Genomic DNA, 15,320 nt, shown 5'->3' with positions numbered 1-15,320 from the left:
GCCTCCGGGACCGGTTTGGTAGAAGCTCAGCTCGGCTTGCGGGGGGAGCGCGATTTGGCCTTTGGCGAGTCGGAATCGCCCTCGTCCTCGAGCTCGCCGAGCAGGTCTTCGCGAAGGTCCTCGCGCAAATCCTCGAGTTCGCGACGCAGGTAATCGCGCGTGGTGACCTCGCCAAGTGCAATCCGCAGCGCCGCGAGCTCGCGTGCGAGGAACTCGGTATCGGCCTTCGTCTGCGCCGCCCGGATCCGGTCTTCCTCGAGGGAGACGCGGTCGCGGTTCTCCTGCCGGTTCTGGGCGAGCAGGATCAGCGGCGCGGCGTAGGCGGCCTGGGTGGAGAACGCAAGGTTGAGCAGGATGAACGGGTACGGATCCCACTGCAGTCGGATGGCGAACAGGTTGAGTGCAATCCAGAAGATGACGATCGTGGTCTGAATCGCGAGGTAGCGCCCGGTGCCGAGGAAGTGCGCGACGGTCTCGCCGATCCGGCCGACCGCCTCGACGTCGACCTGGAATCGGATCCGCGACTCGCGTGGCGTGTCGAGGCGCTGCCGAGCGATCTGAGCGGACTTCTCACTCATCGACGGCCTCCTGTTCGCGCCAGTCCTCGGGGAGCAGGTGGTCGAGCACGTCGTCGACGGTGACCGCGCCGAGCAGGTGGTTTTCCTCGTCGACGACGGGCCCGCACACGAGGTTGTAGGTCGCGAAGTAACGGGTCACCCCGGCGAGGCTGTCGTCCGGTTGGAGTTTGGGCAAATCGCTATCGAGGATGCCGCCGACCAGCGATGCCGGCGGCTCACGCAACAACTGCTGCAGGTGCACACAGCCGAGGTAGGTGCCGGTCGGGGTTGCGGTCGGCGGCCGCACCACGAACACCAGTGACGCGACCGCCGGCGTGAGGTCCGGATCGCGGACGCGGGCGAGTGCCTCAGCGATGGTGGTCGCGGGCGTGAGGATGACCGGTTCCGGCGTCATCATGCCGCCGGCCGTATTGGGGGAGTGCTCGAGCAGGCGGCGCACCGGCTCGGACTCCTGCGGGTCCATCAGGCGCAGCAGCGATTCGGCCTCGTTCGCGGGCAACTCGCCGAGAAGGTCGGCCGCGTCGTCGGGATCCATCGCCTCGAGCACGTCCGCGGCCCGGTCGGCCTCGAGCTTGCCGAGCAGCTCGACCTGGTCGTCGTCCGGCAATTCCTGCACGACATCGGCGAGGCGTTCGTCGTCGAGGGCCAGCGCGACCTCGATGCGCCGCTTTTCCGGCAGCTCCCGCAGCGCGTTGGCGACGTCGGCAGGCCGCAGTCCTTCGAACTGCTGCAGCAACTGGTCAACGCCCTGGCCGGGAAGCGACAGGTCCTGATGGGTGAGCCCCTGCACGTGCTGCCAATCGACCACGTGCACGGCCGAGCGGCGTGCGAGACGGCGCTGGTGCTGGCGGATCGCGACCCGCGACACGACCCAGTCCCGGGTGCGCAGCTGCTCGATGCCGAGATCGACCACCACAACGTCGATTCCCGCGAGCTGCTCGAGTTCTGGATCATCGACCCGCACATGGGAGTCGAGAACCTGTGCGAGTACGAGGATCTCGCTGGGCCTGCGCGCGAAACGCCGCAAACTCACGTTGCCGGTGTTGAGCGTGATCGACCCGGGCTCGATTGCGGTCACCCGCAGCATCGGGACGAAAATCCTTTTCCGCGTGGGCAATTCGACCACAAGACCGAGAACTCGTGGCTGCATTCGATTGATGCGGATGGCTATGACGACATCGCGTACTCGGCCGATAGACTCCCCGTCTGGGCCAAGCACCACCAGGCCGGCCAGCCTGGCGGCGAACACCTTTGTCGCTGCCATGCTTGCAAGGCTAAAGCTTCGGTGCTGGTTCGGACCTATCTGGAGGGAGTGTCATGCGGCCGCGACGTTCGGTACTCGCCGTGCCCGGGAGCAGCACGAAGATGATCGAGAAGGCCAAAGGGCTGCCCGCCGACGCGGTATTTCTCGATCTCGAGGACGCAGTGGCGCCGCTGGCGAAGGCCGAAGCGCGCGCCAATATCGTCGCTGGACTGAACTCCTCCGGGTGGGGCAGCCAGATCCGGGTGGTGCGGGTCAACGACTGGACCACGGAGTGGACCTACGCCGATGTGATCGCCGTGGTGCAGGGCGCCGGAGCGAATATCGACGCGATCCTGCTGCCCAAGGTCACCGACGCGGCGCAGGTTGTCGCACTTGACCTGCTGCTCACTCAGCTGGAGAAGGCAGACGGCCTCGAGGTGGGGCGGATCGGCATCGAGCCGCAGATCGAGAACGCCATCGGTCTGCGCAATATCGACGCGATCGCCACCGCCAGCCCGCGTGTGCAGACGCTCGTATTCGGTCCTGCCGATTTCATGGCCAGCATCAACATGCGGACCCTCGTGGTCGGTGAACAGCCCGAGGGCTACGACACGGGCGATGCGTACCACCACATCCTGATGACGATCCTGCTCGCCGCGCGGGCGCACGGCCTGCAGGCCATCGACGGTCCGTACCTGCAGATCCGCGACGTGGACGCGTTCCGCCGGGCGGCCGGTCGCACCGCGGCACTCGGATTCGACGGCAAATGGGTGCTGCACCCCGACCAGATCAACGCGGCGAACGAGATCTTCAGCCCGCGCCAGTCCGATTACGACCACGCGGAATTGATCCTCGACGCGTACGAGTACCACACCTCCGCGGCAGGTGGCGCGCGTGGCGCGGCGATGCTCGGCGACGAGATGATCGACGAGGCGAGCCGCAAGATGGCGCTGGTCATCGCGGCAAAGGGCCGAGCTGCCGGGCTTTCGCGGACCGAAACGTTCACCCCGCCCGCGTAGCAGGCGCCACAGACCGATTCGAGCCTGATCGGGGCACAATGGGGGGATGACGAATCCACTCGGACCAGGGAACCGTGCGAGTCGAGGTTTGCCGACGCCCCCGTCGGGATGGCCGGTCGGTTCGTATCCCACGTACGCCGAAGCGCAACGCGCCGTGGACTTCCTGGCTGACGAGCAGTTCGCGGTCGAGGACGTGACGATCGTCGGCGTGGACCTCATGCAGGTGGAGCGGGTGCTCGGCCGACTGTCGTGGTCGAAAGTCGTTGGTGGCGGCGTGGTTTCGGGTGCGTGGCTCGGTGTCTTCCTTGGTTTGCTGCTCGGCATCTTCACGGGCGGGCTGCTCGGGCCGCTGATCGTCGGCATCGTCGGCGGCATCGTGTTCGGAGTGATCTCCACCTCGATTCCCTACGCGGCCACCCGGGGTCAGCGCGATTTCGCCTCGACGATGCAACTCGTCGCCGGGCGCTACGACGTGTTGTGCGACCCGAAGTCCGCCGAGCACGCCCGCGACCTACTCGCCCGCCTCGCCATCTGACACCGCGAAACCGGCTCGCGCGCAAGGTGACCGACCGGTGCGCGGCGGGCGGTGCGGGCGCTGGGCGCCACAGTGAAACAATGAAGGCGTGTCCGATGTGGTGAGTTCCGTGCGCGCGCACCTGTGCGCGGCGCTTGGCGATGACAACCCATCGGCGGCGTCGGTGACCTTCGTTGGGCTCGAACCGCTGCAGGTCCTGCGCTTCGGCCCGGACACCGACGATCTGGTGACCTACGCGACGCTCGGCTGCTCCCGATACCCGATGACCGACCCCAACGACCTTGTCGCCGACCCGGTGCGCGGGCCGCGCGCCGAGGTGTTGGTGCGCCTGCGTGGTGGTGCCGGTACCGCGTCGGGGATCCACCGCAGCCTGGCGGTGCTCGCCGCGGCGCCGGCGGTGGAGGGTGTCGTGCTCGGCGTGGACCGACTGATGGACCTGGGCGAACCGCTCTGGCACGGTTCGCCGTTCACGGCGATCCTCCTCGGTGCCTCGGAGGTGTCGGATCTGCCGCTCGATCCCCCCGCCGATCCGGTCCAGTTCTTCGAGGGCGCACCGATCACCGGCACCGAGGCCGCCTGGATCCGGCTGAAGGGCGCGGAGGCACTGCGCGAAGCCTGGCGCGAGGCCGGGATCGACCCGCGCGATCCGGGTCGGTCCGCCGCCACCCTCTAGGTGGTCAGGTCCGTCCGCACCTAACCGGGTGCAAAACTTGTTTCCGGGGCCGAAATTTCGCACTCGGGAACACAATCTGCACCCGTGAAGCAGCGCGCGCGGGACGGCTACAGCCAGTGATTGCGGCGGAAGGTGAAGAACAGGCCACCGCACACGAGCGCCACGAACCCGACCACGAGTGGGTAGCCGTAGGTCCAGTGCAGTTCGGGCATATTGTCGAAGTTCATCCCGTAGATGCCCGCGATCATGGTCGGCACCGCGGCGATCGCGACCCACGCCGAGATCTTGCGCATATCGGTGCTCTGCCGTATCGCGATCTTCGCACTCGCGGTATCGACCAGCGCGCTGATCGTCTCGTCGAATTCGGTGATGCGTTCGGACACGGTGGCGTGGTGGTCGCTGACGTCGCGCAGGTAGCGGCGCACTTCCTTGGGAATCGACCCTGCGGCACCGCGGGAGAGCGATTGGAGCGGCGTCGCGAGCGGTTTCACCGACCGCCGCAGCTCCACGATCTCGCGCTTGAGCTGGTAGAGCCCGTCGATAGGGACGTCGCCGCCGGGACTGAAAACCGCTTCCTCCATCTCGTCGACGTCCTGCTCGAGGGCGTTCGCGGCGCCGAGATACGAGTCCACGACGTGGTCGGCGATAGCGTGCAGCACCGCCGACGGGCCGAATTCGAGCTGCTCGGGATTGGCCTCGAGGTCCTTGCGGACCCCGCTGAGGTGGGTGTGGTCGCCGTGGCGGACGGTCACCACAAAATCGGGACCCATGAAGATCATGATTTCGCCGGTTTCGACGATCTCGCTGGGGATGCGCAAGTCGTGCTCGACGTACTTCACTGTGCGCAGCACGACGAATAGCAGGTCGTCGTAGCGCTCGAGTTTGGGCCGCTGATGGGCGTGCACCGCGTCCTCGACGGCGAGTTCGTGCAGGCCGTAGGTTTCCGCGATCGCCGCCATCTGGCCCTCGTCCGGCTCATGCAGGCCGACCCAGGCGAATCCGGTGCCTTGTTCGCGCACTTCCTCGAGCGCTGCGGAATGACTGAACTTCCCGCGCAGGCGGTGCCCACCGCGATACACCGCGCAGTCGACGATTGCCTCGGACGCGGGCACGCGGATACGCGGCGGCGCGCCCGCTACGCGAGCCTGTCCGCGGATCGATGGAAGTGCGGGAATCGACGGCACGAGCGCATCGTACGCCCGGCACGCAGGGCAATCGGTGTCGAAAGACTGACAGGATGGAGGTCGTGCGCATCGATCTCCACACCCATTCGGACGCTTCGGACGGGACGGACACTCCGGCGGAACTGGTCGCCAAAGCGGTGTCTTCCGGGCTCGACGTCGTCGCCATAACCGACCACGACACCACTGCGGGCTGGGCCGAGGCCCAAGCCGCCCTCGACGACGCCCCCACCAGCTTCCGTTTGGTCCGGGGGATGGAGATGTCGTGCGAGGGTCGCGGCGAAGACGGCGACCCGGTACCGGTGCATCTGCTGGCCTATCTGTTCGACCCCGCCGATTCCACCTTCGCCGCCGAGCGCATTCGGCAGCGCGAGGAACGGGTCTCCCGGTTGCGGGCGATGGCCATCAATATCGCCGCCGACTACCCGATCGATCCGGAAGAGGTGCTCGCACGGGTGGGCACCTCGGCGGGCCGACCGCACCTGGCGGCGGCGCTGGTCGAGGCCGGCGTTGTCGATTCGGTCTCCGAGGCGTTCGAGGAGCTGCTCTCACGCAAGAGCAAGTACTTCGTCAACAAGCAGGACGCCCCGATCGACGAAGCGGTCGCAATGATCGCGGCGGCGGGTGGCGTCAGCGTGATCGCCCACGCACGGGCGCGGATGCGTGGTCGGTTGCTGGCGATCGACCACATCGAGGAGCTCGCCGAGCGCGGTCTGGGCGGTCTCGAAGTCGACCATCCCGACCACCCCGAGGACGAGCGGGTGCTGCTGAATGGGCTGGCTCGCAGGCTCGGCCTGATCGTCACCGGTTCGTCGGATTACCACGGCGATCACAAGGAACAGGCGCTCGGCGCGTGCACGACCGATCTGGACGCTTTCGACGCGCTCGTTGCACGTGCGAGTGGCGCAGCGGTGCTGCACGGCCGGTCCGACGCCCGCGGCGAGCGCTGATCACATGCTGCGATTCGTGCGGGCGTTCACAGGCCTGCTTGCCGGTGGCCTGGTGGTACTGACAGTGGTGGTTATCGGGAGCGCGATACTCGGCGACGAACACGGTCTCGCGGGGCCCGGTGGGGTGTCGATCGGCGGGCATGTGGTCGCCGCGATTGTGGCTGTTGCGGCGCAGATCTATGCCGATCGCCGCCGTGGCTTTGCGGGATATGCCGGTTGCCTGGTCGTTTTGGTAACAGTAGGGCTGTTGTTTTGGACACAGTGGTGGGGCTGAAAACCGCCCCAAGCAGTGCGAATGGTGTGCGGGAATGCTCACCGTGGCAGCGCGGCCGTAGTGATGTCGGACCCGGGTATATCCGGATGAAACGGGAAGTGGAACCCTATGCGTGTGACCGAAGCGTTGAACGAAACACAGACCGTCTCCGCGATCACCGATGAGGACATCTTCGATGGCCACATCGGCGGCAAGCTTTCGGTGGAGCTGACCGCTCCGCTCGATACGCAGCGCGACTTGTCCATCGCCTACACCCCGGGTGTCGCGCAGGTCAGCCGTGCAATCGCGACTGATGCGACCCTGGCCAAGCGGTACACGTGGACGGACCGTCTCGTGGTCGTGGTCAGTGACGGTTCGGCCGTGCTCGGCCTCGGCGATATCGGCCCGCGTGCGTCGCTGCCGGTGATGGAGGGCAAGTCGGCGCTCTTCAAGAAGTTCGCCGGACTGAACTCGATTCCGATCGTCCTCGACACGAAGGACGTCGACGAGATCGTCGAGACGCTGATTCGTCTGCGCCCGAGCTTCGGTGCAGTAAACCTCGAGGACATCTCGGCGCCCCGTTGCTTCGAGATCGAGCAGCGCGTGATCGAGGCGCTGGACTGCCCGGTCATGCACGACGACCAGCACGGCACCGCGATCGTGGTCCTCGCCGCGCTCAACGGCGCCGCCCGCGTGCTCGACCGTGAGATTGAGCCGCTGAAGGTCGTTATCTCCGGCGCCGGCGCGGCCGGTGTCGCGTGCGCCAACATCCTGCTCGCCGCGGGCATCAGCGACGTGGTCGTGCTCGACTCGAAGGGCGTCGTGTCCAAGGACCGCGGTGACCTCAACGCGGTCAAGGTCGACCTGGCTTCGCGGACCAACCCGCGCAATGTCACCGGCGGTGCCGCCGAAGCCCTGAACGGTGCGGACGTGTTCCTCGGCGTTTCCGCGGGCAAGATCCCCGAGGAGCTCATCGCCTCGATGGCCCCGAACTCGATCGTGTTCGCGCTATCGAACCCGGACCCGGAGATCCTGCCGGAGGACGCCAAGAAGCACGCGGCGATCGTCGCGACCGGCCGCAGCGACTTTCCGAACCAGATCAACAACGTTCTCGCGTTCCCGGGCGTCTTCAAGGGTGCCCTCGACGCGGGTGCGCGCCGGATCACCGAGAACATGAAGATCGCTGCCGCGAATGCGATCCTGTCCGTGGTCGCCGACGAGCTCGGCCCCGAGAAGATCGTGCCGAGCCCACTCGACCCGCGCGTCGCCCCGGCCGTTGCCGCGGCGGTTGCCGATGCCGCGCGTGCGGACGGCGTCGCCTGATTTCCTGAGTTTCAGCCCTCAGGTCCTCAACCCGGGCAAATCGTGTTCGCGGGGAAGGTGTTTCACACCCCCGAACGGGATTTGCCCGGGTTGAGCGCTTTTCGGGCCCGGCCGGTGCCGGGAATCGAGAACCACACCGCGACTGCGAGCATCCCGTCCACCGCGGACGCGAGCACCGCCACCAGGATGGCTCCGACCAGCACGATGTCGTACTGGTAGAGCGCGAGGCCGTCGAAGATATAGCGCCCGAGCCCACCCAGATTCACGAACGCGGCGATCGTCGCGGTCGCGATCACCTGCAGTGTCGCGCCGCGCAGGCCACCGAGGATGAGCGGCAGGGCATTCGGCAGTTCCGCACGGGTGAGAATCTGCCATTCGGTCATGCCCATCGCGCGGGACGCATCCACCGCCGCCGCATCGACGTTCACGATTCCCGCATAGGTGCCGGCCAGCAGCGGCGGAACGGCCAGGACCACCAGCGCGGCAATCGGGGGTATCAGGCCGAGTCCGTACAGCAGTACCAGCAGGGTCATCAGGCCGAGGGTGGGAAGCGCGCGCATCGCGTTGACCAGGCCGACGAGCAGGCCGGCACCGCGCCGGGTGTGGCCGATCAGTGCGCCGAGCGGGATCGCGATTACGCTCGCGCAGCCGACGGCGAGCAGGCTGTACCAGATGTGCTGCGCGATCCGCCTGGCGATTCCGGTCGGCCCGGACCAGTTCGCCGGGTCGGTCAGGTAGGCCCAGGCTTCGGTGAAGAGCGTCATCGGCGGCCCACCGCCCGCGCGAACATGGCCCTGCGACTGCCCCGAGTCCAGGGCGTCAGAAATCGCCCAAAGAGGAACAAGGTGAGGTCGATGACGAATGCCAGCGTGAGGATCGCGATGATCCCGGCGACGATCTCGGACGGGTAATCACGCTGGTAGCCCTGCGTGAACAGCTTGCCAAGCCCGCCGATGCCGATCACTGCGCCGACTGATACCAGCGAGATGTTGGTGACCGCGACGACGCGAATGTTCGCGATCAGCACCGGCGTCGCAAGCGGCAGCTCCACACCGAGTGCGCGCCGAATCCGGGTGAATCCCATGGCAATCGAGGAGTCGACCACATCTGAAGGCACGGCATCGAGTGCTTCGGGAACGGCCCGCACCAACAGTGCCGTGGAGTAGATCGTCAGCGCGACAATCACGTTCAGTGGATCGAGCACCTTGATACCGAGCAACGGCGGCAGGATCACGAACAACGCCAGCGACGGGATGGTGAAGGCGATACTCGCCGCGAGGAGGGTGCCACGGCGCAACCAGCGGACCGACCGGATCGCTGCGCCGACCGGTATCGCGATCAGCAGTCCGATGAACAGCGGAACCAGCGACAGGTAGAGGTGGGTCCGAGCGAGTTCGAGGACGTCATCGAAGTTTTCGACGAGGTACCTCACCCCGGCAGTCCGTCCACCGCGCGCTCGCCCCGGCGCTGTTGGGTGAGTTGATCGAGCACCTCGCCGGCCCGGATCCCGCCCAGCACCGCGCCGAGCTCGTCAACCGCGACGCCGATCCCGGCGGGGGAGGAGATGGCAGCATCCAACGCCTGACGCAGCGATTCGCCAGGGCGATAGAGCGATCCGACGGCCGCAATGACCTCGGCGCTAGCGCTCCCCGCGCGCACTGCCGCGATGCCTTGCGCGTCGATCCAGCCGCGGGCTCCGCCCGTATCGGTGAGTACGAGGGCCCAATCAGACTCGGCCAGTTCGAGTTCGGCCACACGGTCGGCAGGAACGGTGACGATCGGGTGCACCGGCACCCCGTCGGCCGACCGAAAGGACAGCCCCCGGTAGCCGCGGTCCCGGCCGACGAAATCGGCAACGAACTCCGTCGCGGGTGCTGCCAGAACGCGCTGCGGTTCGTCGTATTGCTGCAGTACCCCGCCGGTGCCGAAGACCGCGATCCGGTCGCCGAGTCGGATTGCCTCGTCGATGTCGTGGGTGACGAACACGATCGTCTTGTGCAGCCGGGCCTGTAGCTCCCGCATCTGCTGCTGCAATCCGGCGCGCACCACCGGGTCGACCGCGCTGAACGGTTCGTCCATCAGCAGGATCGGCGGATCGGCGGCGAGGGCGCGTGCCACCCCGACGCGCTGCTGCTGCCCGCCGGACAGCTGAGCCGGATAGCGCCCAGCCAGTTCCGGATCCAGTCCCACCTGCTCGAGCAGCCCGAGTGCGGCGGTGCGTGCCGACCGGCGTGAGGTACCGGTCAGCATTGGCACGGTCGCCACGTTGTCCACCACGGTGCGGTGCGGCAGCAGGCCGCCGCTCTGAATTACGTAGCCGATACCGCGGCGCAGCCGGACTGCGCTGCCCTTGGTGACATCCCGCCCATCCACCCGAACCGTGCCGGTCGTCGGTGTGATCATCGCGTTGATCATTCGCATCGAGGTGGTCTTGCCGCATCCCGACGGTCCGACGAACACGGTCAGGGAACCGGGCTCAACACGCAGGTTCAGGTCGCGGACCGCCGTCGTGCCGTCCGCGTAGGTCTTGGTGACGCCATCGAATTCGATCAATGCCGGACGATCAGCCGAGCGGTTTGTCCAGCTGGTGCGCCAGGATCCATTCCTGTGCCGCGTCATCCGGCTCGGTCTTGCTGTCTCCGGACACCTGCGTGTTGAGCGCGATCAACTCGTCGGTGGTGAGCTTCTGCGAGACCGCGTTCAACACGGCCATCAGCTTCGGCGAGTACTTCTCGTTGCGTACGACGGGGATGACATTTTGCGCGGGGAAGTTGTTTGCCGGGTCGGCGAGAACGACGAAGTTGTTCTCCTTGATCGACGGCGACGTGGTGAAGATATTCGCCGCGGTGACGTCGCCCTTGGCCAGCGCATCGACAGTCGCGGGACCGCCTCCGTCCGCGATCGGCACGAAGTTCTGCGGCGCGACAATAACGCCGTACTTCGCGGCGAGTCCGGGAAGGCCCGCCGGACGTTCCGCGAACTCGGGCGGGCCGGCGAACTTGATCTCCGCCGAATGGGACGCCAGATCGCCGATAGCGGTGAGCTGCCAGCGGTCGGCGGTCTCCTTGGTGACCACGACGGCGTCCTTGTCCTCGCCCGGAGCAGGCGTGCCGAGCACGAGATCGGGTCCGATCGCCTTGGTGAGCGCTGCCGCGACATCCGGGGACGACGAGGCGGTGGCATTCGGATCGAGGTAGAGCAGCAGGTTTCCGGTGTAATCAGGGATGACGTCGATGGATCCGTCGTTGAGCGCCGGCATGTATGCCTCACGGCTGCCGATATTCAGCTTGGTACTGACATCGAAGCCATTGGCCCGCAATGCCGCGGCGTAGATGCTCGCGACCGTCTCCGATTCGGGGAAGTTCGCCGAACCGATCATGACCGAGTTTGTGGCATCGGTGCTGGTGCCGGTTTCGTTCCCGCCGATCGGACTTTCCGAATCGCCACAGCCGCCGGATACCGCGACGATGGCCGAAATCGCGAGAGCGATGAACCAGGGTCGTGACCGAATCCCCATGACCAACCTTTCCGAACCCGTGTCGGAACGCCTCTCGGCTACCATAGCGCCGGTCGAGCGACGGGACGGGATAGTGAGCGTGGATCGAACGCCGAAGCGGCGTGGCACCGTAGCGCGGTTCGCATTGGCAGTCGTGCCGATCACCGTGCTGGCGGCAACGGCATGCGGTTCGGTGGAACCGGTCGATGCCGCACAGGAGGACAAGGTCATCGTCGTCGGTTCGGCCGATTCGCCCGAAAGCGCAATCGTTGCCGAGCTGTACGCGGGAGCGATAGGCGGCACGGGTGCACAGGTCCGCACCGACCTCGGGCTGGGGGAGCGCACCACGTACCTCGGTGCACTGGATTCCGGCCGAATCACCCTGTTGCCCGAGCAGTCTGGTGCCTACTTGGCCTACCTGCACCCATCGGCCGATGTCACCGACGCCGACGATGTCTACACCGAGCTGAATCGCTCTCTGCCCGAGGGGATCTCGGTTTCGGACTACGCAATGGCCGAGGTACCGGCGGCGCAGGTCGATGCTCGAGATGAAACCTCGGCCCAGAATGTCCTGCCGGTGTTTCGCACCGGCGCACTCACCGAGGATCAGATTCGGCGGCTCAACATCGTTGCGGGCGAACTGACCACCGCCGGACTGGCCGAGATGACCGCCGCGGTCGCGGCGGGTGAATCGTCAGGCGACGTCGCCCGGTCCTGGCTCGATATCCACGGGCTGTAGCCGCTCCCGCAGGAAATCGGTGAACTGTGAGACCGCCTCTGCCGCTTCCTTGATCTGCACGGCCTGCAGCTGCGCGACATGCCAGAGGACGGGGAACTCCTGCAGCGTCACGTCGCCGCCGGCGTCCTGAATCTTCGCGGCAAGTCGCAGCGCCTGCGGATGGAAGAGCTCGGTGGTGCCGATCTGAATCAGCGTGTCGGGCAGGCCGGACAGGTCGCCGTGCAGCGGCGCGTAGCCCGGGTCGGTGGTGCTCGCCGATCCGCGGTATGCGGCGGCGCAGGCTCGCAGCCACGGAACGTTGAGCAGGGTGTCGCGGGAACCGGGAAGGACGGCCTCGGGATCCACCCACGGCGAAAGCAACCCGAGAGCCGCCGGGCGCATGCCGCGGTCGTCGATGAGCCGGCGGCTGGCGGCGAGGGTGAGCCCGCCGCCGGCCGAATCGCCCGCTACCGCAATGCGATCGGGTGTGAAGCCGTGGTTCTCAACCAAATCCACGAACGCCGCGATCGAATCGTCCACTCCCGCGGGGAACGGGTCCTCCGGCGCCAGTCGGTAGTCGAGAACGTAGACCGGCGCGCCGGTGTCACGCGCGATCAAACTCGCCAGCGAGCGGTGGCTGGCCGGTGACGCGGTGGTGTAGCCGCCGCCATGCAAATACAGCACGGCAATCCCGGCCGTGGGGGTGCCGTTGGTGACCCGGTCGGCGGGGCGGCCACCCAGCGTCAATTGCTCGACCTCTGTGCCCGGCGGCAGCGGAATGATCTTCACCATCCCCGCGATCAGCGAGCGCTGACGTGCCCAGGAGAAACGGGTGGTGAGGATGTTTCCGAGTACGCCGCGCGCCATTGCCTTTGCGACCGGCAGGGGCACGTTCAGGGTCCGCATTTCGCGGAGCCTAGCGCACCGCTACTGGGGGATCAGGCGCTTAGTGGAGAAAGCCACCAGGCGCTGGTACCAGGACCCGGTCGCGCGCACGAGCAAGTCGAGTGCCTTGGCCTCGTAGCCGATCAGGACACGGCCGTGTCCCTTCTCGACCGCGCCCAGGATCGTCGTCGCCGCGTACTCCGGCGTGTGAATCGCGAGCTTGCGGTCGAAGAGCTGGGCGAACGACTCCTGGTCGGCGCCCTCGTTGACCGTCGCGTTTCGGGCCACCGCCGTCTTGATGCCGCCTGGGTGCACACACGTCACCTTGACCGGGTGCCCGCTGATCAGCATTTCCTGCCGGAGCGCCTCGGTGAACCCGCGGACCGCGAACTTGGCTGCGTTGTAGGCGCTTTGGCCCGGAATCGCGATGAGGCCGAACAGGCTGGAGATGTTGACGACGTGACCGTCGCCCGACGAAATCAGGTGCGGCAGGAACGCCTTGGTGCCGTTCACGACACCGTAGAAATCGACGTCCATGATGCGTTCGATGTCCTTGAACGCGGTGGTCTCCACCTCGCCGTGGTGGGCGATGCCGGCGTTGTTGTAGATCTGGTTGACCTTGCCGAAGTGGGCCTTGACCTCGTCGGCGTAGAGCAGCACCGCCTCGCGCTCGGCGACGTTGAGCCGGTCCTGCTTCACCTCGGCGCCAATGGCTTCGCACTGCCGTGCGGTCTCCGCGAGCCCCTCGGTGTCGATATCGGATATCGCGAGCTTGGCGCCGCGGCGCGCGAGTTCGACCGAGAGCGCACGCCCGATTCCGGAGCCGGCGCCGGTGACGACGGCGACCTTGCCTGTGAATGAGCTCATCGAGTAACCACCTTGGAATCGTCGTCCTTGCTGTCCGCGCCGATCGCGATGATATCGGCGCCACCGGCGACCGTTGTCGTCTCGTACGCGCTGAGATCGAAATTCCTTGTGATATTACGGAATTCGAAGGTGAAGCCCGGCCACAGCGTCGTGTTGTTGCCGTGCTTGTCCAGGTACCAGCTGGCGCAGCCGCCGTTCATCCAGACGCTCTTCGAAAGCCGTTCCTGCAAGTCGCGGTTGTAGCGGTCCTGGGCCTCGCGGCGTACCTCGACAGTGCGCACGGACTTGCGCTCGGCCGTTCGCAGCGCGTCGGCCACGTAATTGATCTGCGATTCGATCATGTACACCATCGAGGTGTGGCCGAGGCCGGTGTTCGGTCCGACCAGGAAGAACATGTTCGGGAAGTTCGCGACCGTGGTGCCCTTGTAGCCCTGCTGCCCACCCTCATCGAAAGTCGCTGCAAGCGTGCGCCCGTCGCGGCCGGTGATTGTCTCGAAGGTGGGGGAGTCGGTCACATGGAAACCGGTGGCAACGACGATGGCGTCGACCTCGCGGAGCGTGCCGTCCTTGGTGATGATGGCGTTCTCGGTGATCTCGGCAATGCCGGCGGTGACCAGATCGACGTTCTCCCGGCCGAGCGCGGGGTAGTAATCGTTCGAGATGAGCATGCGCTTGCAGCCGATCTTGAAGTTCGGCGTGACCTTCGCGCGCAGCTCGGGGTCGCGCACCTCGGCGCGCAGCTTGGCGCGGGCAACGAGCTCTAGCGGCTTCATGAACGTCGGCGCCTTGGCAAGGCCGACCACCTGGGTCTCGCGCATGGCGTAGATCCCGAATCGGGACAGGCGCTGGAAACCCGGGAGGTGCTTGAAGGCGAGCCGCTCGGGCAGCGTGTACGCGCGATCGCCGCGCGGCAACAGCCACGGTGCGGTGCGCTGGTAAACGTCGAGCTGGGCGACCTTGGGTGCGATCGCCGGCACGATCTGGATCGCCGACGCGCCGGTGCCGATCACGGCCACGCGCTTGCCGGTGAGATCGGAATCGTGGTCCCAGCGCGACGAGTGGAAGATCTCGCCCTGGAACGAATCGATGCCCTTGATATCGGGCAGCGCCGGCTCACACAGTGCGCCGACGGCACTGATAACGAAGTCGGCGGTGTAGGACCCGACGGTGGTGTCCACCTCCCAGTGCGCGCGGCCGGCATTCCAGCGGGCGCCGGTGACGTCGCAACCGAAGACGTGCTTCTCGCGCACGCCGTACTTATCTGCGACGGACACAATGTAGCGCTGAATCTCGCCCTGGGCGGAGAACGAGCGCGTCCAGTCCGGGTTGAGCGCGAAGGAGTACGAGTACAGATGGGACGGCACGTCGCAGGCCGCACCGGGGTAGGTGTTGTCGCGCCAGGTGCCGCCGACCTCGTTCGACCGCTCGAGTACGACGAAGTCGCTATGGCCGTCCTGCTGCAGCTTGATCGCGGCGCCGAGTCCGGCGAAGCCGCTTCCGATGATCAGCGTGCGTACGTGGCGGGGCACGGATTCCGCGGCTGCAGAGTTATCTGTAACTGGAAGACTCATATAACGTAGGGTAGAGAACTGCTGAGTA

At 66.5% G+C, this 15,320-nt stretch carries 17 protein-coding genes; 7 read left to right on the top strand and 10 right to left on the bottom strand.

The window, feature by feature from the left end; translation table 11 throughout:
- Nucleotides 1-26: 26 nt before the first annotated feature.
- Complete coding sequence (locus A8G08_RS06060; RefSeq protein WP_068271516.1) at nt 27-578, bottom strand: DUF1003 domain-containing protein; 552 nt, start codon at nt 576-578, stop codon at nt 27-29.
- Complete coding sequence (locus A8G08_RS06055; RefSeq protein WP_068271515.1) at nt 571-1,842, bottom strand: magnesium transporter MgtE N-terminal domain-containing protein; 1,272 nt, start codon at nt 1,840-1,842, stop codon at nt 571-573. The genes A8G08_RS06060 and A8G08_RS06055 overlap by 8 nt, the downstream gene beginning before the upstream one ends.
- A gap of 53 nt (nt 1,843-1,895) precedes the next feature.
- Between A8G08_RS06055 and A8G08_RS06050 the strand changes: the two genes are divergently transcribed.
- The 3 genes from A8G08_RS06050 (at nt 1,896) to A8G08_RS06040 (ending at nt 4,048) form a co-directional block, all read left to right on the top strand.
- Nucleotides 1,896-2,840: an HpcH/HpaI aldolase/citrate lyase family protein gene (locus tag A8G08_RS06050; protein WP_068271514.1), complete on the top strand. Its 945-nt coding sequence runs from the start codon at nt 1,896-1,898 to the stop codon at nt 2,838-2,840.
- A 46-nt stretch (nt 2,841-2,886) separates the two neighbouring features.
- Nucleotides 2,887-3,375: a YflT domain-containing protein gene (locus A8G08_RS06045; RefSeq protein ID WP_068271511.1), complete on the top strand. Its 489-nt coding sequence runs from the start codon at nt 2,887-2,889 to the stop codon at nt 3,373-3,375.
- Between the two features lie 88 nt (nt 3,376-3,463).
- Nucleotides 3,464-4,048 carry a suppressor of fused domain protein gene (locus A8G08_RS06040; RefSeq protein ID WP_245672689.1) on the top strand — a complete coding sequence of 195 codons (585 nt, stop codon included), beginning with the start codon at nt 3,464-3,466 and terminating at the stop codon, nt 4,046-4,048.
- A gap of 107 nt (nt 4,049-4,155) precedes the next feature.
- Here the strand turns inward: A8G08_RS06040 and A8G08_RS06035 are convergent, their stop codons facing one another.
- Complete coding sequence (locus tag A8G08_RS06035; RefSeq protein WP_068271509.1) at nt 4,156-5,232, bottom strand: magnesium and cobalt transport protein CorA; 1,077 nt, start codon at nt 5,230-5,232, stop codon at nt 4,156-4,158.
- Between the two features lie 62 nt (nt 5,233-5,294).
- On the opposite strand from A8G08_RS06035, the gene A8G08_RS06030 reads away from it, so the two are divergent.
- From A8G08_RS06030 to A8G08_RS06020, 3 genes are all read left to right on the top strand, one after another.
- Nucleotides 5,295-6,179 (top strand): PHP domain-containing protein, encoded by an 885-nt coding sequence (locus tag A8G08_RS06030; RefSeq protein ID WP_068271601.1) that lies wholly within the window; start codon nt 5,295-5,297, stop codon nt 6,177-6,179.
- A gap of 16 nt (nt 6,180-6,195) precedes the next feature.
- Nucleotides 6,196-6,453: a hypothetical protein gene (locus tag A8G08_RS06025; protein WP_245672687.1), complete on the top strand. Its 258-nt coding sequence runs from the start codon at nt 6,196-6,198 to the stop codon at nt 6,451-6,453.
- 108 nt (nt 6,454-6,561) lie between these two features.
- Nucleotides 6,562-7,755 carry an NAD(P)-dependent malic enzyme gene (locus A8G08_RS06020; protein WP_068271506.1) on the top strand — a complete coding sequence of 398 codons (1,194 nt, stop codon included), beginning with the start codon at nt 6,562-6,564 and terminating at the stop codon, nt 7,753-7,755.
- A gap of 62 nt (nt 7,756-7,817) precedes the next feature.
- On the opposite strand, the gene A8G08_RS06015 is transcribed toward A8G08_RS06020, so the two are convergent.
- The 4 genes from A8G08_RS06015 to A8G08_RS06000 are packed head-to-tail and all read right to left on the bottom strand — an operon-like array spanning nt 7,818 to nt 11,272.
- Nucleotides 7,818-8,519, bottom strand: coding sequence for an ABC transporter permease (locus A8G08_RS06015; protein WP_068271502.1), 702 nt, complete (start codon nt 8,517-8,519; stop codon nt 7,818-7,820).
- Nucleotides 8,516-9,187 carry an ABC transporter permease gene (locus A8G08_RS06010; protein WP_068271501.1) on the bottom strand — a complete coding sequence of 224 codons (672 nt, stop codon included), beginning with the start codon at nt 9,185-9,187 and terminating at the stop codon, nt 8,516-8,518. The genes A8G08_RS06015 and A8G08_RS06010 overlap by 4 nt, the downstream gene beginning before the upstream one ends.
- Nucleotides 9,184-10,308, bottom strand: a complete 1,125-nt coding sequence (locus A8G08_RS06005) for an ABC transporter ATP-binding protein (protein WP_068271499.1) — start codon at nt 10,306-10,308, stop codon at nt 9,184-9,186. The genes A8G08_RS06010 and A8G08_RS06005 overlap by 4 nt, the downstream gene beginning before the upstream one ends.
- A 10-nt stretch (nt 10,309-10,318) precedes the next feature.
- Nucleotides 10,319-11,272, bottom strand: a complete 954-nt coding sequence (locus A8G08_RS06000; protein WP_068271495.1) for an ABC transporter substrate-binding protein — start codon at nt 11,270-11,272, stop codon at nt 10,319-10,321.
- A gap of 79 nt (nt 11,273-11,351) precedes the next feature.
- On the opposite strand from A8G08_RS06000, the gene A8G08_RS05995 reads away from it, so the two are divergent.
- Nucleotides 11,352-11,990 (top strand): glycine betaine ABC transporter substrate-binding protein, encoded by a 639-nt coding sequence (locus A8G08_RS05995; protein WP_068271493.1) that lies wholly within the window; start codon nt 11,352-11,354, stop codon nt 11,988-11,990.
- Here A8G08_RS05995 and A8G08_RS05990 read toward each other — a convergent pair.
- From A8G08_RS05990 to A8G08_RS05980, 3 genes are read right to left on the bottom strand one after another with little or no spacing between them, the layout of a single operon-like run.
- Nucleotides 11,946-12,875 carry an alpha/beta hydrolase gene (locus A8G08_RS05990; protein ID WP_068271491.1) on the bottom strand — a complete coding sequence of 310 codons (930 nt, stop codon included), beginning with the start codon at nt 12,873-12,875 and terminating at the stop codon, nt 11,946-11,948. The genes A8G08_RS05995 and A8G08_RS05990 overlap by 45 nt on opposite strands.
- A 21-nt stretch (nt 12,876-12,896) precedes the next feature.
- The gene (locus A8G08_RS05985) at nt 12,897-13,721 is read right to left on the bottom strand and encodes an SDR family NAD(P)-dependent oxidoreductase (protein ID WP_068271482.1); all 825 of its coding nucleotides are present in this window, start codon (nt 13,719-13,721) and stop codon (nt 12,897-12,899) included.
- Entirely contained in the window at nt 13,718-15,292 is a 1,575-nt protein-coding gene (locus A8G08_RS05980; RefSeq protein WP_068271480.1) for a flavin-containing monooxygenase, read from the bottom strand. Before A8G08_RS05980 ends, A8G08_RS05985 begins: the two co-directional genes overlap by 4 nt.
- Between the last annotated feature and the right edge of the window lie 28 nt (nt 15,293-15,320).

It is taken from the genome of Aldersonia kunmingensis (genome assembly GCF_001646865.1).
Classification (GTDB): Bacteria; Actinomycetota; Actinomycetes; order Mycobacteriales; family Mycobacteriaceae; genus Aldersonia; species Aldersonia kunmingensis.
Note: the sequence above shows the minus strand (reverse complement) of the source record. Positions and strands in the feature narration are given on the sequence as shown.